The organism is Prosthecobacter fluviatilis, from assembly GCF_055388355.1.
In genome coordinates this window covers 3,249,555-3,263,633 of record NZ_AP043782.1, presented here as the reverse complement: position 1 = coordinate 3,263,633, position 14,079 = coordinate 3,249,555, and the positions used below count along the sequence as shown (strand labels likewise).

At 59.7% G+C, this 14,079-nt stretch carries 11 protein-coding genes; 6 read left to right on the top strand and 5 right to left on the bottom strand.

Annotated features, from left to right (window positions below):
* The first annotated feature begins 86 nt into the window (after window positions 1–86).
* From ACZ5WW_RS12525 to pdxA, 5 genes are read left to right on the top strand one after another with little or no spacing between them, the layout of a single operon-like run.
* Complete coding sequence (locus tag ACZ5WW_RS12525; protein ID WP_377168035.1) at window positions 87–3,050, top strand: PSD1 and planctomycete cytochrome C domain-containing protein; 2,964 nt, start codon at window positions 87–89, stop codon at window positions 3,048–3,050.
* A complete protein-coding gene (locus ACZ5WW_RS12520; RefSeq protein WP_377168033.1) occupies window positions 3,047–4,459 on the top strand; it encodes a DUF1501 domain-containing protein in 1,413 nt (470 codons plus the stop codon). Before ACZ5WW_RS12525 ends, ACZ5WW_RS12520 begins: the two co-directional genes overlap by 4 nt.
* Window positions 4,459–4,899 carry a hypothetical protein gene (locus ACZ5WW_RS12515; protein WP_377168031.1) on the top strand — a complete coding sequence of 147 codons (441 nt, stop codon included), beginning with the start codon at window positions 4,459–4,461 and terminating at the stop codon, window positions 4,897–4,899. Before ACZ5WW_RS12520 ends, ACZ5WW_RS12515 begins: the two co-directional genes overlap by 1 nt.
* Window positions 4,899–5,741: an alpha/beta fold hydrolase gene (locus tag ACZ5WW_RS12510; protein WP_377168029.1), complete on the top strand. Its 843-nt coding sequence runs from the start codon at window positions 4,899–4,901 to the stop codon at window positions 5,739–5,741. The genes ACZ5WW_RS12515 and ACZ5WW_RS12510 overlap by 1 nt, the downstream gene beginning before the upstream one ends.
* Before the next feature lie 16 nt (window positions 5,742–5,757).
* Complete coding sequence (pdxA, locus tag ACZ5WW_RS12505; RefSeq protein WP_377168027.1) at window positions 5,758–6,753, top strand: 4-hydroxythreonine-4-phosphate dehydrogenase PdxA; 996 nt, start codon at window positions 5,758–5,760, stop codon at window positions 6,751–6,753.
* 105 nt (window positions 6,754–6,858) lie between these two features.
* On the opposite strand, the gene ilvD is transcribed toward pdxA, so the two are convergent.
* The 3 genes from ilvD to ACZ5WW_RS12490 form a co-directional block, all read right to left on the bottom strand.
* Window positions 6,859–8,535 (bottom strand): dihydroxy-acid dehydratase, encoded by a 1,677-nt coding sequence (ilvD, locus tag ACZ5WW_RS12500; RefSeq protein WP_377168025.1) that lies wholly within the window; start codon window positions 8,533–8,535, stop codon window positions 6,859–6,861.
* 119 nt (window positions 8,536–8,654) lie between these two features.
* The gene (locus ACZ5WW_RS12495) at window positions 8,655–9,602 is read right to left on the bottom strand and encodes a hypothetical protein (RefSeq protein WP_377168023.1); all 948 of its coding nucleotides are present in this window, start codon (window positions 9,600–9,602) and stop codon (window positions 8,655–8,657) included.
* 783 nt (window positions 9,603–10,385) lie between these two features.
* On the bottom strand, window positions 10,386–11,393 hold the full coding sequence (locus ACZ5WW_RS12490; RefSeq protein WP_377168021.1) for a hypothetical protein: 1,008 nt from the start codon (window positions 11,391–11,393) through the stop codon (window positions 10,386–10,388).
* A 280-nt stretch (window positions 11,394–11,673) separates the two neighbouring features.
* On the opposite strand from ACZ5WW_RS12490, the gene ACZ5WW_RS12485 reads away from it, so the two are divergent.
* Window positions 11,674–12,285, top strand: coding sequence for a hypothetical protein (locus ACZ5WW_RS12485; RefSeq protein WP_377168019.1), 612 nt, complete (start codon window positions 11,674–11,676; stop codon window positions 12,283–12,285).
* On the opposite strand, the gene ACZ5WW_RS12480 is transcribed toward ACZ5WW_RS12485, so the two are convergent.
* Together ACZ5WW_RS12480 and ACZ5WW_RS12475 are read right to left on the bottom strand one after the other, a co-directional pair.
* On the bottom strand, window positions 12,276–13,454 hold the full coding sequence (locus ACZ5WW_RS12480) for an aminotransferase class I/II-fold pyridoxal phosphate-dependent enzyme (RefSeq protein WP_377168017.1): 1,179 nt from the start codon (window positions 13,452–13,454) through the stop codon (window positions 12,276–12,278). The genes ACZ5WW_RS12485 and ACZ5WW_RS12480 overlap by 10 nt on opposite strands.
* Before the next feature lie 3 nt (window positions 13,455–13,457).
* The gene (locus tag ACZ5WW_RS12475) at window positions 13,458–14,021 is read right to left on the bottom strand and encodes a tetratricopeptide repeat protein (protein ID WP_377168015.1); all 564 of its coding nucleotides are present in this window, start codon (window positions 14,019–14,021) and stop codon (window positions 13,458–13,460) included.
* Window positions 14,022–14,079 lie beyond the last annotated feature (58 nt).

Sequence of the window (14,079 nt, the reverse complement as noted above, 5' to 3'; positions counted from 1 at the left end):
GATCAGCCTTTTTCTTGGCCGATCCTGCTCACGGCATGTCTTGTGGTCAGAAAATGCCTGTTCACGGCGTTTCTCCATCCATTGCAATGACACGCCCTGCCCTTCTTTTCTGCCTTGCCCTGCCTGCAGCCGGATTCGCCGTCGATTTCAATCGAGACGTGCGGCCGGTGCTGGCTCAGCATTGTTTCAAGTGCCACGGCATGGATGACCAGGGGCGGAAGGGAAAGCTGCGTCTGGATCTGCGTGAGGCTGCGATCGGCCAAGGGAAATCCGGTGAACTGGCGATCGTGCCGGGGAAGCCGGATGCGAGCGAGGTGATCAAGCGCGTCTTTTCCACGGATGAGGATGAACTGATGCCGCCGCCGCACACCAAGACGGTGCTGCCGGAGAGTGCAAAGAACATTCTGAAAGCGTGGATCGCCGAAGGAGCGAACTATGAGGCGCACTGGGCGTATATGCCGCCGAAGCAGGCTGCGTTACCGATGCCGGGGATGCATCCGATTGATTCATTTATCCAATCGAGGCTGAAACAGGAAGGGCTGAAGCCCTCCGCCGAGGCGGACAAATACACGCTGGTTAGGCGTGTGTTTCTGGATCTGACCGGACTGCCGCCGACGCCAGCAGAGGCGGATGCATTTGTGAATGACCAGTCTGCCGATGCGTATGACAAGCTGGTGGATGCGCTGCTGGCGTCCAAGCAGTATGGCGAGCGCTGGGCAAGGCGCTGGCTGGATCTGGCACGCTATGCGGACACGAACGGGTTTGAGAAAGACCGGCCAAGGCCGATCTGGCCGTATCGCGACTGGGTGGTGCGTGCGCTGAATGAGGACATGCCGTTTGACCAGTTTAGCATCAAGCAGCTGGCGGGTGACATGCTGCCGAAGGCGACGCCGGATGACCTGATCGCCACCGGCTTCCACCGCAACACGATGCTGAATGAGGAGGGGGGCATTGATCCGAATGAGTATCGTTTTTATGCGATGGTGGACCGAGTGGGTGTCACGGGCACGGCATGGATGGGGCTGACGATGAACTGCTGCCAGTGCCACACGCACAAGTATGACCCCATTCTGCACACGGACTACTACCGGACGATGGCGCTGCTGAACAACGCGGACGAGCCGACCTACTTCATCCCCACGCCTGAAGTGGCGGCGCAGCAAAAGGCGCAGGATGCCAAGGTGGCGAAGCTGGAGGCTGAGCTGCCGGGCAAGTATCCTGGGGGGAAGACTGCGATGGAGAGCCGGTTTGCGGGATGGGTGGAAGGGGAGTCTCGCCGGGCCTCGAAGTGGGAGGTGATCAAACCGACGAAGATGGAAACGACCATGCCGCATCTGGAGCAGCAGGCGGATGGATTTATCCTGGGCAGCGGCGACATCTCGAAAAGCGATGTTTATGACCTGAGCTTCAAGGCACCGATCAAGGGAGTGCGGGCGCTGCGCATTGAGGTGACGTCGCATCCGAGCCTGCCGAACAACGGACCTGGGCTGACGAATTACGAAGGGCCGATCGGAGGCTTTTTCATGAGCGAGTTTCAGGCTTCGCAAGGCGGGAAGCGTGTGCAGGTGGCGCGTGCCGAGGACACGAATGAGGATGAAGATGACAAGATCAATGACTCGCCTGCCACACCGGCGAAGGGCAAGGCAAAGGCTGCAGCCAAAGCCAAGAAAAAGAACAATGCGCAGGCGACGCTGGATGGTGAGATGTCGAGCGGCTGGCAGGTGCTGGGCGGCTATGGTGTGCAGCATGCGGCGGTGTTTCATTTTGAGCAGCCGGTGGATCTGACGAACGGGCTGGATTTGAAGCTGCTGTTTGAGAAACACTTTGCCTGTCCGCTGGGGCACTTCCGTATTTCAGTGACCACGAGTGATCATGCTGAGGCCATGGGGTATCCGGCAGAGGTGGAGGAGGCGCTGGCTTCTGGAGAGAAGGGCAAGCATGAGCTGTTGCTGCGCACCTTTCTGGAGAATGCGGAAGAGATGAAGCAGGCGGCAGCACCGCTGCTGGCTGCACGCAAAAATCCGGCGCGTGGTCAGGCCACGCTGGTGATGCAGGAGCGGCCTGCAAGCAATCCGCGCAGCACGCATCGCTACCATCGCGGAGAATACCTGCAGCCGAAGGAGGAGGTGACTCCGGCGGTGCCTGCTTTCCTGCCGCCGCTGCCGAAGGGCGAAGCTGCGAACCGGCTGACTTTTGCGAAGTGGCTTTTTGCGCCTGAGAATCCACTGACGGCGCGTGTGACGGTGAACCGGCAGTGGCAGGCGTTCTTTGGACGGGGGATCGTGAAGTCGCTGGAGGATTTTGGCTACCAGAGTGACCCGCCTTCGCATCCGGAGCTGCTGGACTGGCTGGCGGTGGAGCTGGTAAAGCAGGGGTGGTCGATGAAGAAGCTGCACCGGCTGATCGTGACGAGTGCGACGTACAAGCAGGGCAGCCGAATCACACCGGAGCTGGCGCAGAAGGATGCGGAGAATGTGCTGCTGGCGCGCGGGCCGCGTTTCCGGCTGGAGGCGGAGATCATTCGTGACTCCGCGCTGAAGGCTGCGGGCGTGCTCTCACTGAAGATGGGCGGGCCGGGGGTGTACCCTCCGCAACCTGCGAGCGTGACCTCTGAGGGTACCTACGGCAAAGTGGAGTGGAAGGTGAGCGAGGGTGAGGACCACTTCCGCCGCAGTCTTTACACCTTTACCAAGCGCACTGCGCCGTTTGCGATGGCCACCACCTTTGATGCGCCCACGGGTGAATCCTGCCTGGCCAAGCGTGAGGTCTCCAACAGCCCGCTGCAGGCGCTGACGCTGCTGAATGACCAGATGTTTATGGAGGCGGCGCAGGCGATGGCGAAGCAGGTGATCGCGGAGTCGCGGACGGACGACGAGCGGCTGCAGAATATCATCCGCCGTGCGGTGACGCGGCCTGCGGTGCCTGAGGAACTGGCGATGTTCAAATCCTTCCTGAGCAAGCAGCGCGAACGAAAGGTCGCTGAAGAATCTTTGTGGGCCGATGTGAGCCGCGCCGCCCTGAACCTAGACGAAGCCATCACGCATCCATGAACACCTCGAACATCACCCGTCGTCACTTCTTCCAGGACTGCGCCATTGGCACTGGGAAGATCGCGCTGGCCTCGCTGCTGGCTGATTCGGCCTACGGAGCGACGCAGAGTCCGAATGTGGCTGCGCCAACCCATTTCCAACCGAAGGCCAAGGCGGTGATCCACATGTTCATGGCGGGTGCGCCATCGCAGCTGGAACTCTTCGACAACAAGCCGATGCTGACGAAGTACGAGGGCAAGCCGCTGCCACCTTCGATCATCGGCGGGCAGCGCTACGCCTTCATCCGGCCTGATGCGGCGGTGCTGGGGCCGCGCTACCAGTTTGCCAGGCACGGGCAGTGCGGGGCGGAGCTGTCGGAGATGCTGCCGCATCTGGCGACGGTGGTGGACGACATCGCGATTGTGAAGTCCTGCCGCACAACGCAGTTTAATCACGCCCCGGCGCAGATTTACATGAACACCGGTTTCTCACAGCCGGGGCGGCCGAGCATGGGATCGTGGATCACCTATGGCCTCGGGGCCGAGACGCGGGATCTGCCGAGCTTTGTGGTGATGAGCACGGGCAGCGGCATCAGTGGTGGTGCGGCCTGCTGGAGCAGCGGGTTTCTGCCGAGTGTGTACTCAGGCACACGATTCCGGAACACGGGCGATCCGATTCTGAATGTGAGCACGCCGCAGGGCATTGAAGCGGGGACGCAGCGGGACACGATCGAGCTGATCAATGCGATGAACCAGCGACGTCTGAAACTGGATGGCGATGGTGAGACGGCCACGCGGATCGCGAACTATGAGATGGCGTACCGGCTGCAAAGCTCTGCGCCGGAACTGATGGATCTTTCCAAGGAGGATGAGGCGACGCTGAAGATGTACGGCTGCGATCCGAAGGTGCCGTCCTTTGCGCGGGCGTGTCTGCTGGCGCGGCGGATGGTGGAGCGCGGGGTGCGCTTCATCAACATCTACAATGAAGGGTGGGATGCGCACAGCGATGTGGCGGGGAATGTGAAAAGGAACTGTGGCATCACGGATCAGGCGAGCGCGGCGTTGATCAAGGACCTGAAGCAGCGCGGCCTGCTGGACAGCACGCTGGTGGTGTGGGGTGGTGAGTTTGGACGCACACCGATGGTGGAGGCCAGTGTGTCGCTTGGCCGCAGCCTGGGGCGCGATCATCATCCGCAGGCGTTTACGATGTGGATGGCCGGTGGCGGCATCAAGGGCGGCGTGACGATTGGGGCCACGGACGAGATGGGCTTCAACATTGTCGAAGACGAGACGCATGTGGCGGACCTGCAGGCGACGATTTTGCACTGTCTGGGCATCGACCATGAACGGCTGACCTTCAGCAAGGCGGGGCTGGACTTTAAGCTGACGGGCGTGGAGCCGTGTCATGTGATCAAGCAGATACTCGCGTGATGATTCCTGCCACCATCGTGCAAGGGCATCGCGTGGCCTCCGGCCTGAATGGGAATCCCCGTTTTCCGGGCGGGACGCTGCGGATGCAGCAGCCGTATTTTGCGGCGTTGGGGTTGGACCTGAGCGCGTTTTATCCGGGCACGCTGAATGTGAGCATCGCGCCACGGAGTTACCGGGTGATGAAGCCGAGGCATACGTTTCGTGCGCTGAAGTGGCATCCGGAAGATGCAGCGGAGGATTTTTCGTTTTTTGACGTGACGGTGCACCGAGATGGGGCAGAGCCGGTGATTGGGTGGATCTATTTCCCGCATCCTGACACGAAACCGGTGCATTTTCAGAAGCCGGATGTGATGGAGCTGCTGCTGCCATGGACGGAGGGGCTGGAGTATGGGGTGAAAATCATGCTGGAAGTGCCGGCGGAGCAGATGAAGTTCGAGTGATGAAGAAGCTCTTTTTCTTTCTGCTTTTCGTGGCCTCAGCGGCCTTTGCCGACACTCAGGCAGACATTGAGTATGCGATGGTAGGAGAGCTTTCGCTGAAGCTGGATCTGCACCGGCCGCAGGGGGGGAAACCACCGTTGATCGTGTATGTGCACGGCGGCGGATGGCGGGCGGGTTCCAAGGAGGATGTGCCGATTGTGGACTTGTATGACAAGGGCTACGCGATCGCGAGTGTGAACTACCGTTTGTCTACGCAGGCGCTGTTTCCGGCGCAGGTGCATGACATCAAGGCGGCGATTCGGTTTCTGCGGGGCAATGCGGGTTTGTATCACATCAACGCAGACAAGATTGTGATCATCGGGTCGTCAGCAGGCGGGCATCTGGCGGCGCTGGTGGGTGTGACGAATGGTGTGAAGGAACTGGAGGGTAGTGTGGGGGAGGATCTGGAGCAGAGCAGTGATGTGCAGGGGATCGTGAGCTATTACGGGGCGTCGGATTTGCAGACGATTCTCTCTCAAAGCACGCCCAAGGGGCTCGAATTTCGCATTCCAGCGCTGAAGCTTCTGCTGGGGGACACGCCTGACAAGAAGGCTGAGCTGGCACGGCTGGCGAGTCCGGTGACGCATCTGGACAAAAAGGATCCGCCGCTGCTGCTGATCCACGGCGATGCGGACCCACAGATGCCGCCGCAGCAGTCTCAAGAACTGGCGAAGGCCTATGAGGCGCTGGGGCTGCCGGTGACACTGATCATGATGCCTGGCAGCCTGCATGGCGGGGTGGAATTTTATGATGAGGAACGCACGGCCATCGTTGCCAAGTTTCTCGACAAGGTGCTGCGTTGAGCCAGAGTGAAGGTTCATGCCGAAACCACTCATCGCCATCACCATGGGCGACCCTGCCGGGGTCGGGCCCGAAATCTGTCTGCAGCTGCTCGCCAACGAGGCCGTGCGCGAGCACGCCACGCCGGTGGTGTTTGGTGATGCGCGGCTGCTTTCACGCTGCGCACGCCAGACGGGGCTGCCTGCGCCACAGCGCATCCTCAGCGAGATCGAGTGGGCGGAGAAATGCGGCAGCCTGGAAGAGCCGGCGGTGCTGGATGTGTTTGGTTTTGACGCAGGGGATTTTGCGCCGGGAGTCGTGAGCGCCAAGACGGGCGCGGCGGGGTATCGCTACGTGGAAAAGAGCATCGAAGCAGCGCTGGCCGGGCAGGTGGCTGCGGTGGCCACGGCACCGCTGAACAAGGAAGCGCTGCATGCGGCGGGGATCAAATATCCGGGGCACACGGAGATGTTTGCCGAGAAAATGGAGGCGGAGCGCTCCTGCATGACGTTTTTCTCCGAGGAGATGATCTGCAGCTTGGTGACGGTGCACATTGGCTATCAGGATGTGGTGCCGGCGCTGACGACGCAGCGCATTCTGGATGTGATCGAACTCACCGCTGACTCGGTGCAGCGGGTGCGGGGGAAAAAGCCGCGCATCGCGGTCTGCGGGCTGAATCCGCATGCGGGTGAGCACGGGCTGTTTGGCCGTGGCGAGGAGGAAAAGATCATCGGGCCTGCGATTGAAGCTGCCCGGGCGAAAGGGCACACCATCGAAGGGCCGCTGCCGCCGGACACGGCCTTCATCGCCTCGAAGCGTCGAGCGGTGGACGCCTACATCTGCATGTACCATGACCAAGCCCTCATCCCGCTGAAGGCGCTGGCGTTTGACACGGCCGTGAACACGACGCTGGGGCTGCCGGTGCCGCGCACGAGTGTGGACCACGGCACGGCGTGTGACATTGCCTGGCAGGGCAAGGCCAATGGCAGCAGCCTGGTGGAGGCGGTGCTGCTGGCGGCCAAGATGGCCAGGTAGGGAGCTCCCGAGCGAGGAATTTTTAAAAGTGCACTGCCATGGAGCGGTGCACGGGGCGAGTGGGCGTTTGGGATTGCGGAGGGGCCTTCCTCCGCAGGAACAAGGCTACTTTTTATCAGCGACCCAGCGGGGGACGCAACCCTCGTGGGCCTGGGTGACGGTGGCTGCGAAGTCTGCAAGGTAGCCAAAGGGATGGCTGACAGACACGGGCGCACGCGGACGGGAGTCGAGATCAGCGTTCACGTGGATGGTGCCTGCGAGGAGATCGAATTCGATTTCGTCGCCGTCCTGCACGGCGGCGATGGGACCACCGACGGCAGCTTCCGGGCTGCAATGGACGCCCACAGCGCCGCCAGAAACGCCGGATACGCGGGTGTCTGAGATGAGAGCCACTTTGCCGTAGAGCTCCGGCACGGCGAGAGCCGCGCTGGCCACGTGCATTTCGGGCATGCCAAGTGCGACAGGGCCGACGCCGCGGATGACCACGATGTGGCCGGGACGAATGAGGCCCGCGGCTGCCGCATCGGAGACGCCCTTGGAGTCGTTGAAGCAGATGGCGCGGCCTTTGAACTGGGGCTCGTCCAGCGAGGAGACTTTGAAGACCATGCCGTGGGGGGAGAGATTGCCGAAGCAGATCTGGATGTCGGCGTACTCTTTGAAGGGGGCCTCGACGGGGGCGATGAGGTCGTTGGGGAACGGCACTTCCGCGGCATCGGCCAGATTTTCCGCCAGGGTCTGGCCTGTGACGGTGATGCAGGAGCCATCCAGCAGCCCGGTCTTCTGGATGTGACGCAGCAGCATGGTGGTGCCGCCCAGGCGATGAAGATCGACCATGGTGCCCTTGCCACGAGGGGCGAAATTGCAGAGCACGGGGGTGCGACGGCACACGGCCTGGACATCGCGGAGAGTGAAATCGACACCTGCCTCACGGGCGATGGCGAGCATGTGGAGGACGCCATTGGTGGAGCCACCGATGGCGGCGATGACCGTCATGGCATTCGTGAGCGACTGCTTGGTGATGATGTCGCGCGGGCGGATGTTTTTTTCCAAGAGATTCCGCACGGCCTGGCCGACGCGCAGGCATTCGCTGCGTTTGCCAGCCTCGATGGCAGGCATGGATGAGGTGTCCGGCAGGCTCAGGCCCATGGCCTCGAGCGCGATGCCCATGGTATTGAAGGAGGCGGCGATGCCGCAGCCACCGGGGCCGGGACAGGCGGTGCGGATGATCTGCTCGGACTCCTCAAAAGACATGGTGCCCTGATTGGCCCGGGCGGCGGAGTCATAGACATCGTAAATGGTGGTGGGCTTCCCCTTGTGGCAGCCGGGCATGATGCTGCCGCCATTGACGATGAGGCCGGGGTAGTTGGTGCGCGCCAGAGCCATGGCAAAAGCGGGCCCGTTTTTGTCGCAGTGATGCAGGCCGATGAGCGCATCGTAGCAATGGGAGGTGCAGATCATTTCGGCACCGTTGGTCATGAGATTGCGCGAGCAGAGGGATGCGGCGCCGCCCACGTTGCCCTGAGTGATGTTGTCACTCACAGGCGAGACACCAAAGGGGAAGCCGATGAGTCCGGCGTCCTTGCAACCCTGGGCGATGAGCCGGGCAAGCTCGTGGGCGTGGACGTTGCAGATGTTGCCGTCGAGCAGAGGTGTGCCGATGCCGATCTGCGCCTTGTTGAAATCCTCCTCCTTAAAACCGAGGCCCCAGAAAAAGGCGTTAACGCCGCGCTGCCAGCCGTGGGTGAGATTGCGCGAGTTCCAGTTGAGAGAGTGTTCAGTCATGCGGCGTGAATGCTAGACGGAAAGAAGCTCCGCGCCAAAACAAAAGCTCCCGGTCAGCGAACGAACTGACCGGGAGCATGCCTAGCTAATCAGATTGGAAGGGCGCAAGGCCCCGTGAATTAGAACGCGAAGCTGAGCTTGGTTCCCCAGTAGATTTCGTTCTGGGTGGTGTTGAGCTGAGTGCGAAGCTTTTCGCCGTGGTTCATGGCCACATAGCTGGTCCAGGTCACCGACTTGGTCAGCTTGACTGGGACGGCGAGCGTGTAGAGAACGTGGGTGAAGCCAGATGTTGCAGTCTGCTGCAGGCTCTGACCCTTGTTGCCGACGACGCCGCCGCCAGGGATCGAACCAGAGCCGTTGCCGGTGTAGTAGTCGATGCCGAAGCCGGTGTTAACGGAAGGCACGATGCTCAGCCAATCGGTGACTGCGAAGGTGTAATCAGCACCAAGGGAGATGTACTGACCACTGATGCGGAAGTCATAGTAATAGCCAGCATAGATGTTGAAGCCCTTGATCGGCACTGCAACGGTCCAGCCCAGTTCACCAGCGCCTTTGAGTGCGAACTCAGGGTCGTTAAGTGCGTTGGGGGTGCCGTTGAAAGCGCCACCGTAGTTATCTGGATAGAAGTAATATTGATACTGCATTCCAAATTTGGCCCAACCCGCGTCGTAGGTCAGATTGGTGATGGCATCGACTTCGGAATATTGGAATCCCTGCTTGGAGTAAGTGCCGGCAGGGGCCGTGCTTCCGTTGTTCGGGAAGGGAGTGCCTGCGGTGTTGATGTAGGCACCACCGATGCCCCAGGTCAGCTTCTCAGTGATCGGCACGCTGATGTTGAGCGCGGTCCACATGATGTTGTCGGCGAACCAAAGACCGCGGAAGTAGTAGCGGCTGTCGTAACCGGCATCAAAAGTGGCTCCGATCGATTCGAAGAGGGCGCCTGTTTTTTCTTCCACAGGGACGGGATTTTTAGCGGGGGCAGTGCCAGCGGAGGCGTTCAGCGCTGCACAGGCAGCAAGAACGGTCACCGACTTGGCAATGAATGATGTCATGCTTTTGGGCTTCATGTGTTGGTCGAGTTTAGTTATTGTTGGTGTTGAGGCGCTGATTAGCCTGGAGGACTAGTGCAGCTAATAACCTAGTGAAGCAGGCGGCGTGCCATGTTGCCGCCCTTGCCAAAAATCGTCGTAATTTTATAAATTTAAGAGGCTTGAGGGGCAGTTGGCCTCTTCTGCGGACTCGGCACGCATCATCGGCCGAAAGCCTGTTGGATGAATCTTGTGTGTCTCCAGCCAGACAAAAATTGCCTTAATCTTGCATGCTCACAGCGAGAGTGTCTCTCCACTTGGCAGCAGTGGTTGAGGCTTTGTGCTCTCAACTCACATGTGCTTTGCAGAATGCGTGGGGATGAGCGGATCCAAAATTCCAAGCCCAAATCTACCGAGAGTTGGTTGCTCTGATTTAGGGGGGGGGCTGTTCTCAAAGTAAATCGGTCCTGGCGGCGCATCCATTTGCCTTCTTCAATTCGCAAAGGACTGGCTTTCCAAACCTGCTGATGTGCGATTCAACAAATTCAGAAGTCGCTGTTGCCTAGGGGGAGGGGCATATTATTGATCCGCATCTTCATTTGAAGGAAATATTTTGCGATGCTCGCCCTTTCCGCCATGCGGCAGTCATAGCCTGCGGGTCAGCTGAGTGCGTGTGCGAAGGAAGGAGCAAAAAATCTGCAGGGATGGCTCAACCTAAAAACCCTTGGCAGTTGCCTCAGTGCATAAAAAAACCTCCCGGCGCAAGCCGGGAGGTTTGAAAACCTTGGAAGGTTAAAGTCGCTCAGGAGAGAGCGGCCTGAATTAGAAGCGGACGCTGAGGGTCACGCCGTAGTAGCACACGCTGTGGAAAGCGGTGGCTGGGCCGCCGATAGGGAAGCCAGGGAAGTAGCCGTTCGTGGAGGAACGGGCCATGTTCTTCATCGGGCCCATTGGCAGGTTGAATGCCACGTAGGGGGTAAGGGTCGCACGGCTGTTGAGCTTGATCGGGAGATCGATGCCAACGTTAAGTGCGGTCCAGCCGCTGATGCCGCCCTGAGCAGCGCTCTGGCCGAAGATGCCGCCGCCACCGTAGAGGTTGCGGGAAGCCTGGGTCCAGCCGGCGTTGTAGTTCAGGCCATAGCCCAGACCAGCGTGAGGGACGACGCTGATGGCGTCGGTCACGGTGATGGTGGACTTGGCGGTCAGGTCGAAGTACCAGCCACCGTTGAACAGGTCATAGTTCGCGCTGGAAGCCAGGTTGATGGGGCCCAGGTTGGTGTTGACGCCCAGAGTGAGCTGCTGGATGTCGTTCATTCCATAGCCGCCGCTGTTGGCGAAGAATGGGAGCTGGTTGAGACCGCTGCCGTTGGCAAGGGAGCCCATGTTGTGGATGAAGCTGTAGCCGAAGCTCACGCTGGCAGGACCGAAGTCATGCGAGATGGCTGCACCCAGCTGAAGGCGCTGGAAGGAAGAGGTGTTGCTGATGCCAGCGAACTGAAGGCCGTTGGGGGAGAAATGGTCCTGGTCACCTGCGAGGGAGCCGTAGTTCACGTCCCAGAGGAGGGAGGTGCTGCCAGCGCCGTCTTCAGCTGCGCCGCCCACAAGGAGGAGAGCGCCATTGAGGCCTGCACGGACCCAATGCTGACCGTAGTTGATGCCACGCCACACGTAGTTGGAGTCGTAGCCGATGGAGGCGGTGATGCCCAGATCATCGTCCGCAGGAGCGGGAGCGATGGGGTTTTTCGGGGCGGGAGCGGATGGTCCGGCCACAACGGGAGTGGCGGCCAGTGCCAAGAACCCCAGCGTTTTCAGCAATGCGTTCAATTTCATAGTCTGATTGGGTTGGTATTAGGTTGGTTGGGTTGAGGTCGGACACTCGCATGTTCTGAATCAAAACAAAAAGTTTTGACTCAAAGTACGTGAGCCGTTCAGTTCTTAAACTAGCAGCGACCGTAACTACTGGAAAGCCTTTTCTTTATTTCCCGAGCATTTTTTTGCACTAACAGTAATATCACGTTTTATTAACCTAGCGGTGGCATAGGCGTTGTTGCCGGAATGCCACCAAAGTCTCTATGCCTGAGTGATCTAGCAGGGGGAGGATATTTATTTTATGACCCGTTTGTCAATTTTACTTTTGCTGCTCTTGTGGCTGCAGCCGGTGTCTTCACGTGCATCTTTTCCTCTCATCAGCCTGAGGGTGCGAGTTCACTTGATGCAGTCAGTTACGAATCCCAGATTGCAAACCACGCTTACGGAAAAAGAAGTGGTTAATTTATTTGAAGAGGTCAATGCGATTTGGGGGCAGGCTGGCATTCGATTCGACCTGGAGGCCATTGACAGCCTTCAGGCTCTCGATCTAGCTCCCAAAAGATGGTTCGTAAAAGATCGTAACTGGGTCAAATCGGCAATTCCGACAAATCGGTTCAGCCCTTCCGCCATAGATATGTGCTTCGTCAAAGACATGGGGCCCAATGGCTTCTTCTACGGTGAACCGGTTGTGGTCTGCGAAAATCCTGAGTTTCATAAGGTCTCCGGTGGCGCAAAGAACCCTGTGGCGCGCGTAGCGGCTCACGAACTCGGCCACGTTCTGCATCTCCAGCACCGCCAGGAAGTCACCAATCTCATGGCTTCAGGCAAAAATGGCATCTCTCTGAACGCACAGGAAATCAGGGACGCTAGAAAGCGGGCGTTGGAAATTCTAGGGCAGATGCCTCAGTCCTGAAAATCAAGTGCCTCTCTCAAGGCTTGGCCCAGGGCTTGGATCTGGGGGGCAGTATGACGGGCACTGAGGGTGATTCGCAGTCTGGCGCTGCCACGGGCGACGGTGGGATAACGGATGCAGGGAATGAGGAATCCCGAGTCCCGTAGCCGGCTGCTCACCGCCACCGCCCGTGAGGCTTCTCCGATGATCAGCGGCAGGATGGCTGCCGCGCCTGGTGGTGACGCGACGCCCATGGAGGCAAGAAGGTCATGAGCCTGTTTGGCGATGCCAAGCACCTGAGCTCTCAGGGCCTCGCCCTGCTCACTGCGAATCAGGTTCAAAATGACGTTGAGTGCATGGGCCAGGTGGAAGGGGGGCGCGGTGGAGTAGATAAAGCTGCGCGCGCGGTTGATCAGCAGATCAATGACCTGCCGCGAGGCCGCTAGGTAGCCGCCGCTCAGGCCGAAAGCCTTGCTGAGTGTTCCTAGATGCAAATCCACTTGCTGATCCACGCCGAGGGCTGCTGCGAGTCCACGTCCCTGGGGACCCAAAACACCCACGGCATGGGCTTCGTCCACCAGCAGCCAGGCGCCAAACTTGTTTTTGAGTGCGACGATGTCCTCAAGCGGGGCGGCATCGCCGTCCATGCTGAAGATGGATTCTGTTACGACGAGCACTCGTCCTTTGGCGGTTTGCAGCAGGCGTTCGAGCTTTTCGAGATGGTTGTGCGGGAAGACGCGGATCGTTGCTCCGCTCAAACGTGCTGCATCAACGAGGCTGGCATGGGAGAGTTTGTCCAGAATGATCGTGTCCTCCGCTCCCATCAGTGCGGGGATGGTGCCCAGGGCTACGGCAAACCCGCTGCTGAAGGTGAGCGCTGCCTCTGTTCCCTTGAAGTCTGCCAGAGCCTCCTCGAGTGCGGCGTGTGCGCGATGGCTGCCGCAGACGAGACGAGACGCTCCGGAGCCGCCTCCATACCTGGCGACGCCTTCAGCAAGCGCGTTTTGCATCTCGGCGGAGCCTGCCAGTCCCAGATAATCGTTCGAAGAAAAATTGATCCACTCCTGGCCTGCGGTGCGCACCGTCACTCCGCTTGCCTCATCCAGAGGGCGCAGTTCACGCCAGAGCCCCTGCGCACGCAGTTCATCAAGCTGTCCGGTGATGTTCCATTTGTCTGAGCGTTGCTGCATGCGTCAGTCTTTCAGTCGGCGTTCTACCACATCGTCCTTGGCTACCCCCAGGGCCAGAGCCTTCTCGTAGTGCCTGCGTGCCAGCTCAATTGCGGGCGGGCGGCGTTCCAGAAGCATGAGGGCCATGTTGAAGTGCGCGATGCCGTAATCAGGCTTCAGCTCGATCGCGCGCTGCAACTCCGCTTCTGCTGCGTCCGTCCAGCCAAGCCCTTTGGCGGCGATGGCCAGGTAGTTATGAGCGCGTGCATCTTCGGGCTCTTCATGGATGGCACGTGTGAAGCAGGAAATGGCCCGGTAGGTGTCTCCCTGCTTTTGCAGCAGCAGCCCCAAGGCCGTCCAGGTTTGTGCAAGCTGAGGATTGATCTGCACGGATTTTTCAAAGCATGAGATGGCCTGTTTGGTGTCTCCGGCCTGCTGCTCCACGGCACCCAGATTGGCCCAAATGAGGGCATTGCCATCGTCCAGCTCAAGCATTTCCAGGTAGGCCTTTCGGGCTGCTGGCCAGTCCTGCTTGCCAAAGGCCGCTGCCGCCCGTTCCCCCAGTACTTTGGTAAATGGAGGCAGCATGCCGGTTTTGTCCATTTTGGCCGGGTTTATCTGTGCAGCCTCCTGTGCGTGGCAGATG

Bases quoted from the DNA above. Each gene is read 5' to 3' on its own strand.
- ACZ5WW_RS12525 (WP_377168035.1), top strand. From the start codon at position 87: ATGACACGCCCTGCCCTTCTTTTCTGCCTTGCCCTGCCTGCAGCCGGA.
- ACZ5WW_RS12520 (WP_377168033.1), top strand. From the start codon at position 3,047: ATGAACACCTCGAACATCACCCGTCGTCACTTCTTCCAGGACTGCGCC.
- ACZ5WW_RS12515 (WP_377168031.1), top strand. From the start codon at position 4,459: ATGATTCCTGCCACCATCGTGCAAGGGCATCGCGTGGCCTCCGGCCTG.
- ACZ5WW_RS12510 (WP_377168029.1), top strand. From the start codon at position 4,899: ATGAAGAAGCTCTTTTTCTTTCTGCTTTTCGTGGCCTCAGCGGCCTTT.
- pdxA (WP_377168027.1), top strand. From the start codon at position 5,758: ATGCCGAAACCACTCATCGCCATCACCATGGGCGACCCTGCCGGGGTC.
- ilvD (WP_377168025.1), bottom strand. From the start codon at position 8,535: ATGACTGAACACTCTCTCAACTGGAACTCGCGCAATCTCACCCACGGC.
- ACZ5WW_RS12495 (WP_377168023.1), bottom strand. From the start codon at position 9,602: ATGAAGCCCAAAAGCATGACATCATTCATTGCCAAGTCGGTGACCGTT.
- ACZ5WW_RS12490 (WP_377168021.1), bottom strand. From the start codon at position 11,393: ATGAAATTGAACGCATTGCTGAAAACGCTGGGGTTCTTGGCACTGGCC.
- ACZ5WW_RS12485 (WP_377168019.1), top strand. From the start codon at position 11,674: ATGACCCGTTTGTCAATTTTACTTTTGCTGCTCTTGTGGCTGCAGCCG.
- ACZ5WW_RS12480 (WP_377168017.1), bottom strand. From the start codon at position 13,454: ATGCAGCAACGCTCAGACAAATGGAACATCACCGGACAGCTTGATGAA.
- ACZ5WW_RS12475 (WP_377168015.1), bottom strand. From the start codon at position 14,021: ATGCTGCCTCCATTTACCAAAGTACTGGGGGAACGGGCGGCAGCGGCC.